Origin of the sequence: uncultured Shewanella sp. (assembly GCF_947495455.1) — a bacterium.
Taxonomy (GTDB): Bacteria; Pseudomonadota; Gammaproteobacteria; order Enterobacterales; family Shewanellaceae; genus Shewanella.
Genome location: NZ_CANLZC010000015.1, coordinates 17886 through 38497, shown reverse-complemented (window position 1 = coordinate 38497; position 20612 = coordinate 17886). Strand labels below are relative to the sequence as shown.

At 39.5% G+C, this 20612-nt stretch carries 15 protein-coding genes and 1 pseudogene; 8 read left to right on the top strand and 8 right to left on the bottom strand.

The genetic code is table 11. The features are described from left to right. Complete coding sequence (locus Q0791_RS06530) at positions 1-306, bottom strand: DUF3630 family protein (protein ID WP_299003988.1); 306 nt, start codon at positions 304-306, stop codon at positions 1-3. A gap of 211 nt (positions 307-517) precedes the next feature. Beyond that, complete coding sequence (locus Q0791_RS06525) at positions 518-1117, bottom strand: hypothetical protein (RefSeq protein WP_299003986.1); 600 nt, start codon at positions 1115-1117, stop codon at positions 518-520. Between the two features lie 268 nt (positions 1118-1385). Between Q0791_RS06525 and Q0791_RS06520 the strand changes: the two genes are divergently transcribed. Both Q0791_RS06520 and Q0791_RS06515 read left to right on the top strand, forming a co-directional pair. After that, positions 1386-2255, top strand: a complete 870-nt coding sequence (locus Q0791_RS06520) for a hypothetical protein (RefSeq protein WP_299003984.1) — start codon at positions 1386-1388, stop codon at positions 2253-2255. Positions 2256-2423: 168 nt separating this feature from the next. Beyond that, positions 2424-3017, top strand: a complete 594-nt coding sequence (locus tag Q0791_RS06515; RefSeq protein WP_299003983.1) for a lipid-binding SYLF domain-containing protein — start codon at positions 2424-2426, stop codon at positions 3015-3017. A gap of 95 nt (positions 3018-3112) precedes the next feature. Here the strand turns inward: Q0791_RS06515 and Q0791_RS06510 are convergent, their stop codons facing one another. Together Q0791_RS06510 and Q0791_RS06505 are read right to left on the bottom strand one after the other, a co-directional pair. Then, the gene (locus Q0791_RS06510; protein WP_299003981.1) at positions 3113-5359 is read right to left on the bottom strand and encodes a YgiQ family radical SAM protein; all 2247 of its coding nucleotides are present in this window, start codon (positions 5357-5359) and stop codon (positions 3113-3115) included. Between the two features lie 151 nt (positions 5360-5510). Then, positions 5511-5909, bottom strand: a complete 399-nt coding sequence (locus Q0791_RS06505; protein WP_299003979.1) for an MAPEG family protein — start codon at positions 5907-5909, stop codon at positions 5511-5513. A gap of 463 nt (positions 5910-6372) precedes the next feature. On the opposite strand from Q0791_RS06505, the gene Q0791_RS06500 reads away from it, so the two are divergent. The 3 genes from Q0791_RS06500 (at position 6373) to Q0791_RS06490 (ending at position 10246) form a co-directional block, all read left to right on the top strand. Then, complete coding sequence (locus tag Q0791_RS06500; protein WP_299003975.1) at positions 6373-7593, top strand: threonine/serine exporter family protein; 1221 nt, start codon at positions 6373-6375, stop codon at positions 7591-7593. A 246-nt stretch (positions 7594-7839) separates the two neighbouring features. Beyond that, positions 7840-9543, top strand: coding sequence for a ShlB/FhaC/HecB family hemolysin secretion/activation protein (locus Q0791_RS06495; protein WP_299003973.1), 1704 nt, complete (start codon positions 7840-7842; stop codon positions 9541-9543). 124 nt (positions 9544-9667) lie between these two features. After that, positions 9668-10246, top strand: a complete 579-nt coding sequence (locus Q0791_RS06490; protein WP_299003971.1) for a nucleoside triphosphate pyrophosphohydrolase family protein — start codon at positions 9668-9670, stop codon at positions 10244-10246. A gap of 67 nt (positions 10247-10313) precedes the next feature. Here the strand turns inward: Q0791_RS06490 and ubiA are convergent, their stop codons facing one another. The 4 genes from ubiA to plsB form a co-directional block, all read right to left on the bottom strand. Continuing rightward, entirely contained in the window at positions 10314-11177 is an 864-nt protein-coding gene (gene ubiA, locus Q0791_RS06485) for a 4-hydroxybenzoate octaprenyltransferase (RefSeq protein ID WP_299003969.1), read from the bottom strand. A gap of 26 nt (positions 11178-11203) precedes the next feature. Then, the gene (gene uvrD, locus Q0791_RS06480) at positions 11204-13366 is read right to left on the bottom strand and encodes a DNA helicase II (protein WP_299003967.1); all 2163 of its coding nucleotides are present in this window, start codon (positions 13364-13366) and stop codon (positions 11204-11206) included. A 158-nt stretch (positions 13367-13524) separates the two neighbouring features. Further along, a complete protein-coding gene (gene mtr, locus Q0791_RS06475) occupies positions 13525-14787 on the bottom strand; it encodes a tryptophan permease (protein WP_299003965.1) in 1263 nt (420 codons plus the stop codon). Further along, a complete protein-coding gene (gene plsB, locus Q0791_RS06470; protein WP_299003963.1) occupies positions 14787-17210 on the bottom strand; it encodes a glycerol-3-phosphate 1-O-acyltransferase PlsB in 2424 nt (807 codons plus the stop codon). Before plsB ends, mtr begins: the two co-directional genes overlap by 1 nt. Positions 17211-17357: 147 nt before the next feature. On the opposite strand from plsB, the gene lexA reads away from it, so the two are divergent. The 3 genes and pseudogenes from lexA to coxB all read left to right on the top strand — a co-directional run. After that, the gene (gene lexA / locus Q0791_RS06465) at positions 17358-17975 is read left to right on the top strand and encodes a transcriptional repressor LexA (protein WP_299003961.1); all 618 of its coding nucleotides are present in this window, start codon (positions 17358-17360) and stop codon (positions 17973-17975) included. 228 nt (positions 17976-18203) lie between these two features. Further along, entirely contained in the window at positions 18204-18701 is a 498-nt protein-coding gene (locus Q0791_RS06460; protein WP_299004050.1) for a SulA-like leucine-rich domain-containing protein, read from the top strand. 790 nt (positions 18702-19491) lie between these two features. After that, positions 19492-20586, top strand: a pseudogene (gene coxB, locus Q0791_RS06455) (cytochrome c oxidase subunit II); the annotation flags it as partial. Positions 20587-20612 lie beyond the last annotated feature (26 nt).

Genomic DNA, 20612 nt, shown 5'->3' with positions numbered 1-20612 from the left:
TCACTCATTTAGCGCAACATAAGGTTTTAGTTGCCCAGCTAAATAGATGAGCACCTCAATATCTTCCTCTTTTGACACCGACAGCCAACATATATCACCATAAAATTCATAATGTAATTGTAGCTGGCAGCCTTCAAAATCCAATAACCATTGATGGCGATCGGCTCCCCATTGCCGCTCAATAACATGGCAATCTAATTGTCTGACCAATGGCTCGGCAAAATCGGCAAAATGCTCAAAATCCACATTCGCCAAAATAGATAAGCTTAATTGTACTTCATTAAGCTGTATTGCTTTTATGTTCATATCATTCTTCTCAACTGCTGCAAGACATTATTATTCCCGCTTCATCATAGGTCGATTTTCGAGCGAAAGCAGACAAATTAGCTTGCGACTCAAAAGGTCGTTGTCATACTCGAGTCAACTGCGGCAATTTTAAGAAGTCATCCTTCTCGGCAGTCTCAGTATACTCGATAAACCAGAACCTGTTGATCTTTGGTGGTATTAATTTTAATCACTATTTTTCATCTCTCATTTTTGCTTTCTCTATTCGACTTTTACGACCAGAAAAACCACTCACAGTCCCATCAGTTAATCCATAATCCATTGCTTGCTGGCACATAGCAATGGCCTCATCAAAATCTCCTTTATCATTAAGTAAAGTGGCTAACTGCATAAAGCTGACACCTTTCAAATCTATCAAAGATCCATCTTTACTGATCCTCTCACATAAACATAAAAAAGCAGATGATAAACTTACGCCAAATTTAACATATTCCATATCTTTCTTTTGCTTATAACATTCAGCGATCGCCGCTATCATAGCCCTATATTCATCTTCCAATATTTCAGCTTGCTCGATATTATCAACATGCTTTTTAAGCCGATCATTCGCTTTATCAAAAAGCATAAAGGTTTGTGTATCAAAGACTGCCTGAGACTCTGTCTTCGAGTCCTGAACCAGCTCTTCAAATTTAGGCGTCGATAAACCTTCTGATTTCTCATTAAACTGAGAAGAATCATCGTTAACAGTCGCCTCTGGCGTTGAAATGGCTTTATTTCGCCGATAAAGATAAACCCCTATTAAGACAATAATAATGATGGCAATAATTTTCATTCTATCTTCCTTGGATCAATTAAACGCAAGTAATCAAAATACATATAAAAATCTCAACTATAAAAATCATAGTATATTGTTTAAAATAATTTTCTAACAATCACTATACAATTGAAACTTTATTACCACTCTGCTTTATTAAAAAACAAATTATTTATAGAAATCACCATAATATAAACATATGAAAATTATTTATATATAGGTTTATATTATTGTTTCTATTTAATATTATATAAGCCCGTAATGACATTAATAACCAATGCTCATAATGAATGAATTCAATCCGTTTTTCTTCCAAGCTTATCTTTGGCTCCCACTACTAGGCGGGCTTCATTGCTTAATACTTTGTACTTACATTCGCTTTATTCATCAACCTAGAACAAAAAAACATCATTTACTCACCTATATAACAGGGCTATTGGCGCTGTATTTTTTCACTGGGCTCATCAGTCAACACAACACATCTATCCCTATTAATATATTGTTTACACTTATCATGCCTATTTATTTCTTATTCATGCCATTAATGTACTTATACTGTAAGGAGCATGTAACATCGTCAAGTCATGATAACTTCAATTGGAAACATTTCTATCCCACTGTCGGTATTGTTATTCTGCTTGTGCTAACTTTGAGTAACCATAGATTTATAGCCGTTAATTCATTTGAAAATATTGGAATAGTAAAAAATTTCAATATTATTTTTATTGTTTTCCCTGGATTATTGAGCCTTCAAGCGGTTTTTTATTTTATTTTAATATTCAGACTATTAAATAAATTATTACTCAGTAAAAGTCCACTGGAAAATTCAGCATTACACCATATAAAATTTAAATGGTTACTCATTTTAACTTTTGCTCTTATCATGAATTGGCTGGTCATAAATCTATTACTTATGCTTCCTTTTTATACTGATAATAGGATTACCGTCTTTAATTTACTATTAACTCAAATCATTTTGTTAATATCTTTATACATACTGGCATTTTATGGCTTAAAACAAATGACCGATATAGCTTATATGAGAGATCAAAATCAGTCATCAATGAATCCAATCGCTCTTTCGGCAACAACACAAGCTCACTTACTTACTGAAGAGGAACTCGACTTTATACATCAAGTAATAAACAAGAGTTAGGGTGTATGACCCCATTATTCAACGCTATATATCGCTGAATCAGGGCTGACATGTTGAAAAATAACCCGCATAAAGATCACTTTTTAATCAATGGCTGTTCATTTTTAGCTAAGCTGTGCGTATGCTTAATGCTCACATTTTATTTTGGAGACAGCAATGAAACACCTTATGTCAAAAACGACTGCCTTATTCTTGATGATGTTAAGTCTCTTTTTTACGACACAAGCGTTAGCCAACAATAGCAATAATGAAAATGATTGCTACCGAATAGATGATTCTTATCAAAAAGCCATATGCAACTTCAAAAAAGCAAAAGAGACACGTCACTTCTTTAATACTGCCTACGGTTACGCCCTTTTTCCTACCGTAGGTAAAGGAGGTTTTGTTGTTGGAGGCGCCTATGGTGAGGGTCATGTCTACAAAAATGATAGGATCACAGGTGATACCACCATGACACAACTCTCTGTCGGCTTTCAGCTCGGCGGACAAGCCTATAGTGAAATCATTTTCTTCAAAAATGAAGATGCGTATCAAAAATTCACCAGTGGGAATTTTGAATTCAGTGCTCAAGCCTCTGCCGTCGCCATTGTTATTGGCGCCAATGCGCAAACCAGCACAACAGGCAATTCTGCTAGCGCAGGAAAATCGGCGGCCGCCGCTTCTTATGTTAATGGTATGGCCACCTTTACACTGGCTAAAGGCGGCTTAATGTATGAAGCGACATTAGCAGGACAAAAGTTTACTTTTGACAAAAGAGACTGATCTTTTTAATGAAACAAATATCCACTTTTAATCGCCATTTAAAATAAAAAAGCCAGCTGGGCTGCGCGACTCAACTGACTTTAACCGATTTCAATTTACCTTTGATGCTTCGGCGTTGTCCCCCAAACATTGGCTCTAGCTTGGCCTTTAATAGTGGATTGTTTATTCTTGCTACTTCTGTTTGAAGCTCGAGCACTTTGTTTGTTATCGCTGCTTTTTGAAGCAAACTGATCCTGTGAAAAACGCGTTAATCCTTGCTTGCCTTTTGTTGCTCCTTTAGGCTTATGACGTTGCTGTTCATGACGTGTTTCAGCAGGAACTAAGCAATTCGCGCCATTACCAATTAAATGTGCTTTATTCATATCAACAAGCGCTTCTCGAATAAGCGGCCAACCTGCAGGATCATGATAACGCAGTAAGGCTTTATGCAATCGGCGTTGCCTTCCCTTTTTCGGCACCGAAACTGTCTCGCTAGTATGCTTAACATTTTTTAATGAATTCAACTCAGTATGATAAATCGTTGTGGCATTAGCCATAGGAGAAGGATAAAAGTTCTGTACCTGATCCAGTTTAAATTTTTCCCCCTTTAACCATAGCGCCAGATTCACCATATCCTCATTGGTCGTACCAGGATGCGCAGAGATAAAATAAGGAATTAAATACTGCTTTTTGCCAGCCTCTTTGGAATACTTATCAAACAGTTCTTTAAACTTATCGTATGTGCCCATACCTGGCTTCATCATCTTACTTAATGGCCCTTCTTCGGTATGTTCTGGAGCAATTTTTAAATAACCTCCAACATGATGCTTAGCCAATTCTTTCACATAACGGGGATCTTCAATGGCTAAATCATAGCGAACACCCGATGCAATCAGAATTTTCTTAATACCCGGTACATCACGTGCCGCACGATAAAGATCAATTGTCGCTTGATGATCCGTATCTAAATGACCACAAATAGACGGGAAAACACAAGATAAACGACGACAGGTTTTCTCGGCTTTCTCGCTCTTGCACCCCAAACGATACATATTCGCCGTCGGTCCACCTAAGTCAGAAATAACCCCTGTAAAACCTGGCACTTTATCTCGTATTTCACCAATTTCACGCACAATAGACTCTTGTGAGCGACTTTGAATAATTCGGCCTTCATGTTCTGTAATAGAACAAAATGAACAACCACCAAAACAGCCACGCATAATGTTGACCGAGGTCTTAATCATGTCATAAGCAGGAATTTTATAGTTACCATAAACCGGATGGGCAACACGCTGATAAGGTAAATCAAAAACAGCGTCCATCTCATCAGTATTTAATGGCCATGCAGGAGGATTAACCCATACAGCACGCTCGCCATGAGGCTGGTATAGCGCCCTTGCACAACCTGGGTTTGTTTCTTGATGCAAAATACGTGAAGCATGAGCATATAAGTATTTATCTTGTATTACTTTTTCAAAAGCAGGTAGTAATACATAGGTTTTTTCCCAAGGCTTAGGGCGTGGTGGCTGTACGCTAATAGCTTTAGGCTTGTCATTATCAAATATTTTTGCATCACTAGGACCTGAGAAATTACTGCAACCTACATCATCTGCCCCATAAGGATTCGCTAAAGGCTCGATCTTATGCAATTGATCAAGCTTACGAGAATCCATGCCTCGCCACTGCTCTAATGGCGTTTTACGTAATACCGCCGTACCCCGTATATCATTTAAATCAGCAACAGACTCTCCGGCTGCAATGCGATGCGCAATATCAACAATAGGCCTTTCGGCATTGCCGTACACTAAAATATCGGCTTTCGAATCAAACAATACACTGCGACGAACTTTATCTGACCAATAATCGTAATGGGCTATTCGGCGTAGACTGGCTTCAATACCACCAATCACCACTGGACTGGTTTTATAGGCTTCTTTGCAACGTTGAGTATACACAGTAACGGCGCGATCAGGCCGCTTGCCTCCAACGTTTCCAGGTGTATAAGCATCATCATGGCGTAATCGTCGATCCGCTGTATAGCGGTTGATCATTGAATCCATATTGCCAGCTGTGACGCCAAAAAATAAATTAGGCTGCCCCAGTTGCATGAAATCAGCTTTACTCGACCAATCAGGCTGCGCAATAATGCCAACCCTAAAGCCTTGTGCTTCAAGTAATCGTCCTAGCACCGCCATACCAAAACTAGGGTGATCAACATAAGCATCACCTGTCACTATGATGATGTCACAACTATCCCATCCCAATTGATCCATCTCTTTTCGAGACATAGGTAAAAAGGGAGCAGTGCCATAACACTCCGCCCAATATTTAGGATAAGTAAATAGAGTCGATTCAACTTGCATGAGATAAAAAGCCTAATAATCTGAGTCAAAGCAGAAAAGCCCACTTGCCTTTCCACTCAGGGGGGCGAATTATACACTGAAATAAGAGCGATCCCCAAATTGGAACTTATCTTCACCCCGACTAAAGACATCCTAGCTCATAAGTATCGAGCTACATAGGATCAAAAAATTGAATGCAATTGACAACAACTAAGCCCAACATGACTAACCAAGTCAGTAACGTTCCCCAATATCGCCCAAAATGCGCTCCTCCTTTACCTAAGGTAAGTCCAACCGCATGTAATAAACGCGAAACTATCCACACACTTCCGAAACAATGTAACAAGGTAGGTGACATGCCATTGATTTCCGTCGCCATCATCAAAATGAGGGTCAAAGGGGCATTTTCTAACATATTCCCATGCACTCGAGTGGCTATCAGTAATGGTGTATTATCCTCAACACCGACACCTATTTTATGTTCACGCCTTAATCGGATAACTCGATAAGCAAAAATAATAACCAGTAAAGCCGTCAAACTGGCATAAAAACCTGTAATAGCAAGTGACATCTCTATCCCTCTTAAAATAATTTTGTTTTCTAACTCAACCCATTTCAAATTAAGTTAATAATATTAACAATTGCTTTCTCCTTTTCTAACGTAAATAGAGTAATATTACCAACCTATACCCGTGATACTTCAAGCTGCAGGATTCAGCTGGAGTTAAAAGCCTTTTAGACAAGGCATTGAACATCGAGCCTAGTCATTCTAAGTCGTTGTTTAATAACACAGTATAAAAGGCTTTTAAACCAGCCCTTTGGGAATGTGTAAAAGCACCGACTTCTGCGTTGTATCATCTTAAAAGGCAATCAGCATTTCGGCAATAATACGCCTTGAATTAGGCACTTTTACGCACTCTGAAAACATGCATCTTGAAGTATCACGGGTATAAATAGCAAGCACTTAACACCGACTTTTAATTTATGGTCGGGATCCGCATCACAACCCTTCTTTATAATAGTGAAAAGCAACAGTGGATAACGAACAATTTATAAAAAAACGCAAATTTATCATAAAATTAGGAAAAGCTTTACATAAGTTTGGCACGCCTGCATACCGACTCGAAGCACACTTACAATCTGTATCTCATTTATTGGGGATCGAAGGCTATTTTTTGATTTCCCCTACGAGCATGACATTTGTATTACAACATGATACTGAACAAGAATATAACCACCTTGCTCGAGTGAATCCAGGAGAGTTAGATCTCGGTGCTTTAGCAAGAACCGATGAATTAGTCGAAGAACTCCTCTCTGGCAAACGTAGTCTCACCGAAGCCCTGGAAAGATTAGAAGAAATTATCAATAAACCCAATCCTTATGGAGTCGGGCTCACTTTCTTAGCATATGGTACCTCAACTGGCGCTTTTGCAATGCTAATGGGAACCAGTTGGAGTGATGTATTGGCATCAGCAATACTAGGTTTTATGGTTTATGGCTTAGTCTACCGTGCTGAACGCTCTCCCCGTATGGCGGAAATGCTTGAACCTCTCGCAGCCATTTTATGCGCCATCTTCAGCTGTGCAATGGCACAATTTGATCACTACATCAATATTCCTGTGGTCATCTTATCTGGTATTATTATTTTTGTGCCGGGGCTCGCCCTCACACTGGGACTGGCAGAACTCGCCGCTCGAGATCTCATTTCAGGCACCGCACGCATCATGGATGCCTGTATGCTACTCTTTAAACTCTATTTTGGTGCTATTTTAGGCATGGCCATGGCCGGAGCACTTTTTAACCCCGCTCCTTTTATGGAACCAGAATCCTTACCACAATGGGCCATCTGGTCAGCCGTACCCATACTTTCCATGGCCTTAGTGATTATTTTTAAAGCACGCATAAAAGATTCTCCATGGGGTATTTTAGCGGGCATTGTCGCCTTTTTCTCTTCAATACTAGGCACCCTATATCTAGGAGAATCCATTGGTATCTTTTTTGGTGCATTAATTGTGGGCATTTACTCTAATCTCTTTGCTCGATGGATGAAAGCTCCCGCTTCTATCGCTCTATTACAAGGCATCGTCATTCTCGTACCAGGCAGTAAAACCTATATCGGTCTCAACACATTAATTTTGGGTGAAACTATGCTCAATCAATCTCATATTGGCACTCAAATATTTTTAATTTTTATGTCATTAGTCGCAGGACTCATCTTTGCCAATGTGGCAGTGCCCCCTAGACGAACTTTATAGTGTAACACCCCTTAACTTATTCATATAAAATCAATAGGTTAAGGTAAGTGTAATCACTTTTATGCCTATAGCGCTCCACGTCTATAGACAGGAAAAAACACTGTTTTTTCTTTTTCCACTGCTTTATTCCCACGACAACTTGACTAACCTGTCTTTTACATCTGTTATTAATAAACTTAATACGATAAATCTTACTGACTCAACACATAGGTTACTTAAGATCACCAGCAAGGAGGCGATCGAGCCATGAGGAATATATCATTTTATATATTTACTGTTATGGCTCTAACCTTAATTTCAACAAAAGCTTATGTTCAAGAGACAAGTCCTTTAAATAGACATACCCATAAAAAAACTAACGTAAAACCTAATCAAACGACTAAAAACTCATCAAACCTTGATAAAACGGATCTCAGTAAAAAACTTCACATAAATAAAATTGTCATTAAAAGCAATAATATCTTTGATACCTCACAACCTGATACTTTCTTTATCCATCGTTGGGCCAATGACTTACACATCAATACTCGAGATTGGATCATACGTAAAAATCTAAATTTTAATGAAAACAGTGACGTCACTTTAAAGCAACTGCAAGAAGCCGCTAGGCTGTTAAGAGCAGAACCCTACCTTCGCGATGCGAAAGTGACACTTTCATCACAAGATCCTAGTATAACCGACACAGAGAAAGGCCAAAGCGTACTCGTTGAAACATGGGATAACTGGTCCTTGTTACCCACAGCCGATTTTGGCAGTAGCGGGGGGAATACCAGCACCTCTATCGGCATAAAGGAAGATAATTTACTCGGACTGGGAATCAAGACCCAAATGAAATACAGTTCTGATATCGACAGAAAAGGCTATAAATTTGAAGTAGAAACTCCCGTTTATTTCTTAAGGCATGCAACATTAACCACCACCTTTTATGATAATGACGATGGCCAAGCGACAGATATTTACTTTAATAACCCCTTTTACTCCTTAGAAACAAAGCGAATGTATTCAGCTGAGTACCTTGATGATTTATTGACCGACACCTTAAGACAAAATGGCGAGGAAGTTAATGAGTTCAAACAACAAATAGACAACATTGAATTACAGTATGGTTGGCTGATCCATAAAAGTAATACTGAACTATCACGCTTTATCATCGGGGGAACTAAAGATAAAAATGATTTCACGAATACTGATGATTACCCAGACTCACAACTTCCTCAAAATAGAGATTTCCTTTTCCCTTGGGTAGGATACGAATATATTCAAGATGATTATAAAGTTCTCAACGATATCTACTTAATAAACAAAAATGAAGACTTTAATTTAGGCTGGTATCATTATGCTCAATTCGGCATTGAAACTAAAGATTTAGGCAACAATTTACCTGTTGGATTTCATCTAGAATGGCTTGCTAGCCGAGGTTACGAACAAGAAAACCACCTTTATCTGCTCAATTTTTCTGGGTATAGTGATCTTGCAACCAGTCAAAAAGACTATTTCCAGCTCAATGCTACAGGTGAACATTTTTACCACATCAATCCCAAATTTACTATCTATAACAAACTCAGGCTCAGTACCTCACAAAATAATTATTACGATGTGCCCTTTGCATTAGGTGATGACACAGGACTTCGTGGATACCCCGATAATTATCAATGGGGTGACAACCAATGGCTGATCACCAATGAATTACGCTACTACCCTAATATTAACCTCTACCAATTGGCCGAATTAGGCTGGGCCGCTTTTAGCGATATTGGTCAAGCCTTCGGCGGGGATGATGAAAATAATGAAGTGTCTGGCCCTATAGGAGTATTTGGCATTGGCGCAAGGATCTATTCGTCCAAAGCCAGTTTTGGTAATGTGGCACATATCGATCTCACCTTTCCTTTTACACGGGGTGAAGACGTCAATGCCGTAGAAGTTCGTTTTTTAGTGAAAAGTCATTTTTAATTCATTCAAGCTCGTTTGCTATACTATTCACTCAGTGCTCCCACTAATAATCCTCTTTCAATTAGGAGGAGATTCCCTTAAAATTGCAGCCTCTTTATCTTTCCATCGTTTCAAGGCCAAATTGATGAAACTCACTGCATTGACTCCTGCTCTATATGAACATCTTTATAGAGATATCCATGAATTTCGCACTACATTCGATTTGCCAATTGAATCACCACAAACCCTCGATGAAAAAGCAGATACACTGCACACATCCTTAGCAATTGAAGAGCTCACTGAATTAGCAGAAGCCGATTCAAGAATCGAACAAGCCGATGCAATTGTTGATAGTGTTTACGTATTAATGGGACGTTTGGTCCATCTTGGTGCATCCAATCTCAATGATCATATCGAGATCAGTTATATAATCGATCTACTCTTACATGTTGCGGCGAATAGAGAAATTGACTTCATCAGTTGTTGGAATGAGGTACATTCAAGCAATATGAGTAAAGTGTGCAGAAATGAAGATGAGCTCGCTGATACTATCGCCCATTATGCAAAACAAGGTGTCGAGATTATAGGCAATAAGAAAGGCGATTTTATTATTGCAAAATGTGCAAAAGATGTTGAGATGGCAGGTAAAATAGTTCGCCAAGGAAAAGTTCTCAAGTCTGTGTATTACCGCCCTGCTGAACTTGATAAATTAGTAACAGCTTAAAGCTTAAGCCACTAACAGAAGTCGCGCTTAAAACTCATGGCACGACTTCTATCAATGTGGAACTGATTCACCCTATCCAGTAATCTACCCCTAAACCAATAAATAAGCTCATTCCGGCCCAATTATTATTTAAAAAAGCCTTTAAACATAATGACCTGTCACGATGAAAAATCAGTTTCTGTTGATATAAACCAAAACCAATAAAAGCCAAAATCCCTAAGCCATAAATCCAGCCTCTCTCGGCTACATAGCCTGCGGTAATAAAGCACAATAAGGCCATAACTTGAAAAGCTAAAATAATCTGCCGATCAAAACGACCAAATAAAATCGCCGTTGATTTAATGCCAATCTTTAAATCATCATCCCTATCCGCCATGGCATACATAGTGTCATAGGCCACCGTCCAGCACCAATTTGCTGCAAATAACCACCAAGCTTCAGCAGGTATATGCCCTAACTGCGCCGCGTAGGCAATGGGAATAGACCAGCTCCACACGATACCTAGAAACATTTGCGGCATGTTAGTCACCCGCTTCATAAACGGATAAATAACGGTTAAAATGATCCCGACAATAGCCAGTTTCATCACTAAAGGATTGAGCATTAACACAAGCAAAAACGCAATAAAAGCCAATGCAAAAAATAACCCTAAGGCTTCTTTCTTGCTCACTTCACCACTGGCTAAGGGGCGGTTCTTTGTTCGCTCAACATGGCCATCTAACTCCCTATCGGCATAATCGTTAATGATATCGCCACAAGAACGCATGACCAAAACACCAATCACAAAAATCACAATATTTTTAACGTTCGGCATACCACCAGCTGCCAACATCAATGCCATTAAGCAAGGCCAAAGCAATAAAAAAGTGCCAATAGGGCGATCCATTCTCGCCAAGCGCATATAAACCGATGCTCTTTCTTTGATATTCATTAATTTCACACTCTCATTCAAGTCTCTTAGCAGGCTTCTAATCTTGCATAAGTCAACATTAGCCATTTACTGCCCACGTCAGCAAAGTTAACTTGAACACGTGACTGAGCACCACTGCCTTCATAATTGGTGACAATCCCTTCTCCAAACTTAGGATGCATGACTTTCTGGCCTATCTTGAAACCAGAATCATTACCTACACTGCTTTCACGGTTCGATGAGCTCACGTTCGGTTTTGACACTTTCGTTTTTAACCGAATCTCTTGCACATGTTCTTTAGGAATTTCACCAATAAAACGTGATGGCCTCGCATAATCTTCTCGACCGTATAATCGGCGAGATTCTGCATAACAAATATACAGCTTTTTCATCGCACGTGTCATACCTACATAGCAAAGACGGCGCTCTTCATCGAGCCTGTCCCCTTCTTCAATGGCTCTTTGACTTGGAAAAAGCCCTTCTTCGACACCTGCCATAAAAACCATAGGAAACTCAAGTCCTTTCGCTGAATGTAAGGTCATCAATTGAACGGCATCAGTAAAATCATCCGCTTGCCCTTCTCCAGCCTCCAACGCCGCATGAGATAAAAAGGCACTGAGCTCCCCCATATCTTCGCCTTCTTCTGGCATCACAAAGCTGCGAGCGGCTATCACTAATTCTTCCAAGTTTTCTATTCTAGCTCTGGCTTTTTCTCCTTTTTCAGTTTCATACATGGCTTTCAAACCAGAATGACTAATGACATGATCAGTCATTAAATGCAAAGAGTGTGTGGTCGTATCTTGGCTCATGCTCACGATCAAATCCATAAAGCCACGCACGGCATTTGCCGCTCGACCGCTTAAAACCTTTTCGTCTAATAAGCGCAGAGAGGCTTGCCATAATGTCAATTCATGTTGCCTAGCGGTTTGACGCAGAATATCTAAAGTCCGTCCACCGATCCCACGAGTGGGAGTGTTCACGACTCGCTCAAATGCCGCATCGTCATCTTTATTATTCATTAGACGTAAATAACCCATGGCATCTTTGATTTCTTGCCGTTCAAAGAATCGTTGACCGCCATAGATACGATACGCCAAACCTTTATGCAATAAGGCTTCTTCTAATACACGAGATTGAGCGTTAGAGCGATATAAAATGGCACAATCTTCTAACTTATTGCCCTTGTCTAACCACTCACTGATACACCCCACGATAAAGCGTGCTTCATCCATTTCATTAAAAGCACAATAAAGGCCAATAGGTTCACCGTCTTTATCTTCTGTCCACAATTTCTTACCTAAACGCTCAGCATTATTGGCAATCAATTCATTGGATGCTTTTAAAATATGCCCTGTCGAACGATAATTTTGTTCTAACCGTATGGTTTGTGCCGCAGGAAAATCAGCTAAAAACTTATGTAAGTTTTCTACTTGCGCACCACGCCAACCATAAATAGATTGATCATCATCCCCGACTATCATCACATTGGCTTTCGCACCCGCCAGTACTCGAATCCAAGCATATTGAATCGCATTGGTGTCTTGAAACTCGTCCACCAAAATATGCTTAAACCTATCTTGATAGTGCTCAAGTATATGGGGTTTATTAAGCCAAAGCTCATGGGCTCGCAGCAAAATTTCTGCAAAATCAACTAAGCCTGCTCGATCGCAAGACTCTTGATAGACTTTATAGATAGCGAGTAAATTTTGTTCAATGGGAAAGCCCCCCGCATCGATATGGGAAGGTCTCAAACCTAAGTCTTTTTTACCATTGATATAACCCTGCGCTTGTCTAGGAGGATATTGCTTTTCATCAAGGTTTAAACTTTTTAAAATACGTTTGATAAGTCTTAATTGATCATCTGAATCAAGAATTTGAAAGCTTTGAGGTAAATTAACCTCTTTATAATGAGTGCGAAGCAGTCGGTGTGCTAATCCATGAAAGGTGCCTATCCACATACGCCCCATATTGCCACCGGCCACTTTTTCAACCCGTTCGCGCATTTCTGCAGCCGCTTTATTGGTAAAAGTCACCGCTAAAATGGCATACGGGCTTTGTTGCTCCACTTGCATTAACCAAGCAATACGGTGGGTTAATACACGAGTTTTACCACTGCCAGCACCAGCCAAAACCAACATACTCGATTGAGGTGCGCCCACAGCCTCACGCTGCTTATCATTTAGGCCGTCCAGTAAAAAAGATACGTCCATTATTGCCTCCAAAAAATCAAGCAGGCAGTATAACAGAAGTTATCAGGTGAGGTTATCAGAGGGGGTTTATTACTCAAAAATAAAATGGATAAAAAGTATTTTGTCAGTCAAAAAATGCCTCAAGTAAAACTTAAAGGCATTATGTTGAATGTATCACACTATCCAAATACGGGTAATAAGTCAGCCATGGCCAATAAATGACACACACCTGTCATAATACCAAATAAAATGACAATAACTATCAATGGTGTGCCACCAAACACTCTAAAACTGTCACTATCAGGAAATAATTTTCTAGACTGATAAGCCATCATAGCAGGCACAATAACAGCCCATAGGGTGGCAGCAAGCGCGGCAAAGCCAATCGCAACAAGGAATCCATTAGGAAATAAAATGCCCATCACGGTAGGGGGAATAAAGGTCACCGCAGCCGTTTTCAAGCGCCCTTTTCTCGATGCATCAAAGTTAAATAAATCCGCTAAATAATCAAATAAACCTAAAGTGACCCCTAAAAAAGAAGAAGCCACCGCTAAGTTTGCAAATAAATTAAGCATGGTATTTAGCCATTCACTGTCAATAACTTGGGATAATGCCGCAACCAATACCCCCATATTGCCACCTTGATCGATAATATCGACAAATTGTTCTCGCGCTAAACTGCCCATCGTCGCAATGAGCCACAACAAATAAATACCTAAGGCAATTAAGGTTCCAACTACTATTGCTTTAATAATGGTTTTAGGCGCCTTACCATAATATTTCACTAAACTCGGCACATTACCATGATAACCAAAACTGGCTAAACCAAAGGGCAAAGCTGCCCAAAGGTAAGGAGAAAAAACCTGAGTGCCATCGGGTTGAAATAATTTAACCGTATTCACATCAAATAATAAGTTACCGATAGCGAGAAAAAACGTGATAATCATGCCACCTATCATGATTGTCGTAATACGATCGACCGCTTTGGTACTGATAAAGACAATCATCGACAGCACTAGAGCAAAAATCAGTCCAGCCACACTTTGAGGCAAGTCTAGATCAAAACTTGATAAGCTATGATCAACAATCGATCCTCCTCCACTAATATAGGCGTAGGTTAAAATATAGAGCACAAAAGCAATAGACACGCCGTTAATCACTCGCCAAAATTGCCCTAATGTCACCTTAGTTAAAGTATCAAAGCTATCCCCTGGGTTAAAATGCAAATTAGTCTCAAGCAATAATAAGCCTGATGCCAACATACAAAACCACACGCCCAATAACATTAAACTAGAATAACCAAACCACATTCCCGCACCAACAACAGGTAAAGAGAACATGCCTGCTCCGACCGCTGTTCCTGCAATAATCATCGCACCGCCTAATAAGGAACGATGAGGTTTGGCATTGGATATAACTTGAGATTGAATTAAAGTCGTCATTAACTTAAAGACTCCGCAGCCACACTATCGACTATGGTTTGCCTTACCGATGAACGTAACAATATATTGACTCGCGCTTGTATACGCTTCACATCGAGATGAGGCCCATTATCGCTAAAGTACTCTAACTCTTTAAGCTTCACGCTCAATGTGTTGTACAGCTTTTTATCATAAAACTCAGGTGCAGTAATACCATGCAGTGCCCCTAAACGCTTAGCGAGTCGATGACTCTCACGTTCAAGATCAGAACGTTCCATATCAGGAAACGCAGTCAGTAAATTAAAAATAATGGCGTATCGCTGTAAAGTCTCACTTACAGTCTCAGCCAGTAATAACACTTGCGCGGATTTAGCTTCAACAAGATCAAGAGTTTGATTTTCTGTGATCATGCCTTCATCAATAAACACATCGAGCACTTGGTTAACATATTGGGCAGGATCACCTAAGCCCATAAAAAGTTCAGCTTCAAGCAGAGGATAGAAATCATTCACCACCTCAAGAAGATCAGTTCGTGTACCATGATCTTGCCTAATCAAATAACTGGCAATAAGAGAAGGAATAATCAACAAATGGATCATGTTATTACGATAATAAGTCATAGTCACGGCATGGGTATCATCTATCGAGATGATATCCCCTAATGGATCTTGGGTTTCCACTATTTTATTTAGCTCTAATACCTGATCCACTAGACTCTGACCATTCCCCTCTGGTAAAGACATATATTGGGTATAAGGTTGTGCCTTTAAAATATGCAAATATAAATCCAGCTGCTTTTCCAGTAAACTGCGCTGTAAAGCATTACGCTCAGAAGCCAATAATACTAAGCTGGTTAAGGTCACTGAGCTCACTGCTGCTGCATCATTAATATAAGTCATCACTTTATTAGCGAGATTATTAACAACTGGCGTAAACCAAGGTTGTTTTTGCTCAGGATCAAGAGCAACATCTTCACGCCAATTAGGCACTTGCTCAGATAAAAAGTGACTTAAGGTGATCGGTTGACCAAAATTCACATAGCCTTGACCAAAGTTGCCCAGTTTACGGATCGCCCCAAAAACTTGCCATACTGATTCTTTTTCTTTTTTGTGTCCTCTCAATTCTTTATGGTAAGTCTTCACTTCCATCACATGATCATAACCCAAAAACACGGGAACCAAAGTTACTGGACGATCAACCCCTCTAAGCACACTATTGATTGTCATCGCAATCATGCCCGTTTTGGGCGGCAATAATCGGCCTGTTCGTGAACGCCCGCCTTCTGTGAAATATTCAACTGAATAGCCTTTACTGAATAGCTGAGATAAGTACTCTCTAAACACTGCGGTATAGAGTTTATTACCTCTAAAACTACGACGAATAAAAAAAGCGCCACCACGTCTGAATAAAGGACCTGCAGGCCAAAAATTCAAATTAATCCCTGCGGCAATGTGAGGTGGAACCATGCCCTGATAATATAAAATGTAAGATAAGAGCAAATAATCCATGTGACTACGGTGGCAAGGCACATACACAATTTCATGGCCATCATGGTGCAACTGGCGAATTTCCTCTGCACCTTTAATATTGATCCCTTTGTATAACTTGTTCCAAAGCCAAGTTAAAAAACGTTCTGCAATACGCACTAAACTATCTGAATAATTAGCGGCCACTTCATCTAAATAGTCCATCGCTTTGGCTTTCGCTTCAGCTTCAGATATTTTCTTACTACTTACCTCTTCTTTAATAGCCTTTTGTAATGATTCTGATTTCAGTAAGGCATGAAACATAGTTTGACGATCAGGCAACTCTGGCCCCGTCATCACCATACGCTGGCGTTTAAAATGCGCACGAGCCACTCGAGCTAATTTATGAGCAATACGTTCATCGGTACCATGCTCATTTGCCATATAACGCAATGAAACAGCATTAGAGAATTGCACAAAATTATGACGTCCTAAAAATAAGATCATCAAACATTTACGCAACCAAGTAGGATTCTCTCTCTCTAATACAGCCGCCTTCATGGTATCGTCTTCTTTACCCGGCGTTCTTCCCCAATACAAGCTCACAGGTACTAATTGAATGTCCAACTTGGGACTGCTGGTGTGCGCTCTTAATAATCGTTTAAACCAATGAATATAATGTTCAGCACTTTTCCGTTGCCCAAAAAGAGGTTTTGCACCTTCCAAACACACCACTCTAGGTGTGCTGATCCCGTTAATCTCTAGCGATTTATAGGGGCTTGGCAAACCAATTCTTTCTGTGACCTCATTCAATGCAGCCATATCACTCATTGACTCTGTTTTCATCACATAAACGAAAGGACGATTAGGATCTAGATTAAGATCTTTAAAAGGATCTTGAGGTACAACAATAGTATGTACTAACTTCTTTTGAATCCAACGAAGCGGTTTATACCAAAGTGAGTCTTGTTTAGACATTATTATTTTACAATGTAAGCGATTTCAATATGACCCCATACTATCAGAAAATAAAAACATTTGCTTAGCGTAAAACCTGCTTAATACTTGCACTCAAAAAAATACTGTATATACTAACAGTTACTGTATAGAAAAACAGGGTTGACTATGAAACCGCTCACCAAACGACAAGATGAAATTTTAACCCTCATAAAGCGAAATATCGCCGATACAGGCATGCCACCAACACGTGCAGAAATTGCCAAACGTTTGGGCTTTAAAAGCGCTAATGCCGCCGAAGAGCATCTAAAAGCCCTAGCCAAAAAAGGCTGTATAGAAATCATTCCGGGCACTTCTCGTGGTATCAAATTAACCCAAGTCGATACTGAAGCCAATTTAGGTTTACCCCTGATAGGTCAAGTGGCTGCTGGAGAGCCTATTTTAGCCCAAGAACATGTCGAACAACATTATCAAGTTGACCCCAGTATGTTTCGCCCTCAAGCTGACTTTTTGCTACGAGTTCGCGGTGATAGTATGAAAGATATCGGTATTATTGAAGGCGATCTGTTAGCTGTACATAAAATACAACAAGCTCGAAATGGGCAAATTATTGTTGCCAGAGTCGAAGATGATGTCACTGTTAAGCGCTTTGAAAAACAAGGGCATACTGTCTATCTGCATGCTGAAAATGAAGCTTACTCCCCCATTGAAGTTGATTTAACTCAGCAAAGTTTCAATATTGAAGGCCTAGCTGTAGGTGTGATCCGTAACGGTAATTGGCAGTAATACACTTTTTATCACTTATTTCTATAGGATAAATACGATGACTTAACAGCGTATTTATCCATTTTCACACTCACATGAATCATATTTAACTCCTTAATCAATAAGCAATGTATCAGTGTAGTCTACTCACGCTGTATCCTTTTCTTGGAGGTTACTACTTTGAAAAAAATAAATAAAATCCAACAGCATTCGGTAACCTTAACCAGCACACCAGCCCATCATCCCGGTCTGTGGCACTATCCAGCATCCCCCACTCCTCAACTTGATGCATCAAATCATAGCATCACTATTATTAATACTCAGTCTCAAGGAACCGAAGAACTACAAGGTGTTAGCCACAAACTCGCCAATTTAAGCCAAAAAGGACGCTGGATAGTGCTGATAAGCCCTCCTAATATTGGCTATAAATCCCTATTGGAGAAAGCGGGTGTCAGAATGGATAGAGTATTATTGGTGCATGGTAAAGATGAAGTTGAATCACTATGGGCAATGGAGAAAGCATTAACCAGTGGCACATGTAGTGCAGTGATCACTTGGACTAACGCGTTAAGCAGCAGAGATAATAGAAGGCTGCAAATCATTGCTAACAAAGCCTGCGCCACCGGATACATTCTCGACAAAAAAGACAATATCCCCTCCAATATGACTCAAGCTGAGCCATTACAAGCTAAGGCATTAAAAGATTACTCAACAAAACACCCACTGTTAAAAAATGAGCTACACTGAATGACATCCCTCTTTAAGAATCATCTTCTACCATTATTCAATACTGAGTCTTAATTCATTTAAAAAAAAGCCTCATTATTACCTAAATGAGAGCTTTCATTATCCAATATAAATAACAATATTGAATTGAAAATACGAAAATATATTTCTTAATATGACATCAATAAGATAATAAAATGCTCCCCCTCTTATCTATCAATTCTGACTAATATATGTTAACAGGTTTGTTCTCCTTTATTCAAAGTGATCAAGATCACATTTTTATTATTTTCACACTAAGTTATGAAGTAAACTAAGTGAATTATAATCCCTAACCTTCCACTGTTATCAAGCTTGATAATTTATCCTTACTTTTTTTGTGACCAAATTTATGTATATACACGCTTGAACAATACCTAAACATTAAGTAATGTATACTGCTATAACAACGATATTTGTTATATCTGAGCGATTCGTCGTTTGTCTTTGATTATATTTCTATGAGAACTTACTTAATTAAATATTAAAAATTTACACTCATTAAAATATTCAATTTAATATGCTCCAGATTAGCCCTATTCAAGGATTGAAAAGCAATTGTTAATCTCGTCCATGCCATTTCAAAGACTCAATTGGCCTGATATAGTCAGCCGTAGGTGCTCTGTGGAAATAAAAGTAAAGGGCTTATTTTTATATCAACCACTGCATTAGTACTTTGAAGTCATCGTTGCTTTTTTGAGAACTGAAGAGTTCACATAGAGCAAAGATTTCCTGTGTAACTCTTCTTTGTCTACGACGAAGGAGAAGTCTAGTGAAGCAATTGTGGTGTGGTGCTTTGGCGTTACTCTTAACGCCAGCAATCTTGGCAACAGAAATGCCTTTAAATATGACAGAAGGCGTAACAGATATCAGTAGCAGAGTGTATCACCTGCACATGACTATCTTATATATTTGCTGTGCCATAGGGTTAGTTGTTTTCAGTATAATGATTTATTCGATAATTTATCATCGAAAATCTAAAGGCGCTGTCGCCGCCAACTTTCATGAAAGTACAAAAGTCGAGATCCTCTGGACTGTTATTCCATTCCTCATTCTTATTGGTATGGCCGTTCCAGCGACAACGACATTAATTGCGATGGAAGATACCAATGATGCCGCATTAACCATTAAAGTCACAGGCTCTCAATGGAAATGGCATTACAGCTATTTTGATCAAGGTGTCGAGTTTTATAGCTTAATGTCGACTCCCAGAGATCAAATAGATGGCAATGCGCCCAAAGGAGAACATTATTTACTCGAAGTCGATAGACCTTTAGTCGTTCCAATCGGTCGTAAAGTTCGGTTTTTACTCACATCTGATGATGTTATCCATTCTTGGTGGGTACCCGCCTTCGCCATTAAAAAAGACGCTAACCCTGGATTTATCAATGAAACTTGGACACACATAGATGAACCGGGAATTTACCGAGGTCAATGCGCTGAACTTTGTGGTAAAGACCATGGTTTCATGCCCATAGTCGTTGAGGCCTTACCTGAAGATGAATTTGAAGCTTGGCTCGCAGCCCAACAACAAGAAGCCACTTTAGCGGCTTTAGAAGAAGAAGCATCATTAGCCGTCACGCTTGAAATGGAAGAACTCATGGAAAAAGGCGAGCAAGTGTATCTAACCTATTGTGCTGCTTGCCATCAACCCAATGGTATGGGGCTACCCGGTGCCTTCCCTGCAATGAAAGACAGCCCCATTGTCATGGGGGAAATCAGTAAACATATTGAAATCATTGTCAATGGTAAACCAGGTACTGCAATGCAAGCATTCAAAAAACAACTCTCTGCAGAAGATATTGCTGCTGTCATCACTTACGAACGAAACGCTTGGGGCAATAATACAGGTGACGTCGTTCAAGCTGCTCATGTTAATAGCCATGGTCAATA

Coding starts and splice junctions, on each gene's coding strand:
- Q0791_RS06530 (WP_299003988.1), bottom strand. CDS start 306: ATGAACATAAAAGCAATACAGCTTAATGAAGTACAATTAAGCTTATCT.
- Q0791_RS06525 (WP_299003986.1), bottom strand. CDS start 1,117: ATGAAAATTATTGCCATCATTATTATTGTCTTAATAGGGGTTTATCTT.
- Q0791_RS06520 (WP_299003984.1), top strand. CDS start 1,386: ATGAATGAATTCAATCCGTTTTTCTTCCAAGCTTATCTTTGGCTCCCA.
- Q0791_RS06515 (WP_299003983.1), top strand. CDS start 2,424: ATGTCAAAAACGACTGCCTTATTCTTGATGATGTTAAGTCTCTTTTTT.
- Q0791_RS06510 (WP_299003981.1), bottom strand. CDS start 5,359: ATGCAAGTTGAATCGACTCTATTTACTTATCCTAAATATTGGGCGGAG.
- Q0791_RS06505 (WP_299003979.1), bottom strand. CDS start 5,909: ATGTCACTTGCTATTACAGGTTTTTATGCCAGTTTGACGGCTTTACTG.
- Q0791_RS06495 (WP_299003973.1), top strand. CDS start 7,840: ATGAGGAATATATCATTTTATATATTTACTGTTATGGCTCTAACCTTA.
- Q0791_RS06490 (WP_299003971.1), top strand. CDS start 9,668: ATGAAACTCACTGCATTGACTCCTGCTCTATATGAACATCTTTATAGA.
- ubiA (WP_299003969.1), bottom strand. CDS start 11,177: ATGAATATCAAAGAAAGAGCATCGGTTTATATGCGCTTGGCGAGAATG.
- uvrD (WP_299003967.1), bottom strand. CDS start 13,366: ATGGACGTATCTTTTTTACTGGACGGCCTAAATGATAAGCAGCGTGAG.
- mtr (WP_299003965.1), bottom strand. CDS start 14,787: ATGACGACTTTAATTCAATCTCAAGTTATATCCAATGCCAAACCTCAT.
- plsB (WP_299003963.1), bottom strand. CDS start 17,210: ATGTCTAAACAAGACTCACTTTGGTATAAACCGCTTCGTTGGATTCAA.
- lexA (WP_299003961.1), top strand. CDS start 17,358: ATGAAACCGCTCACCAAACGACAAGATGAAATTTTAACCCTCATAAAG.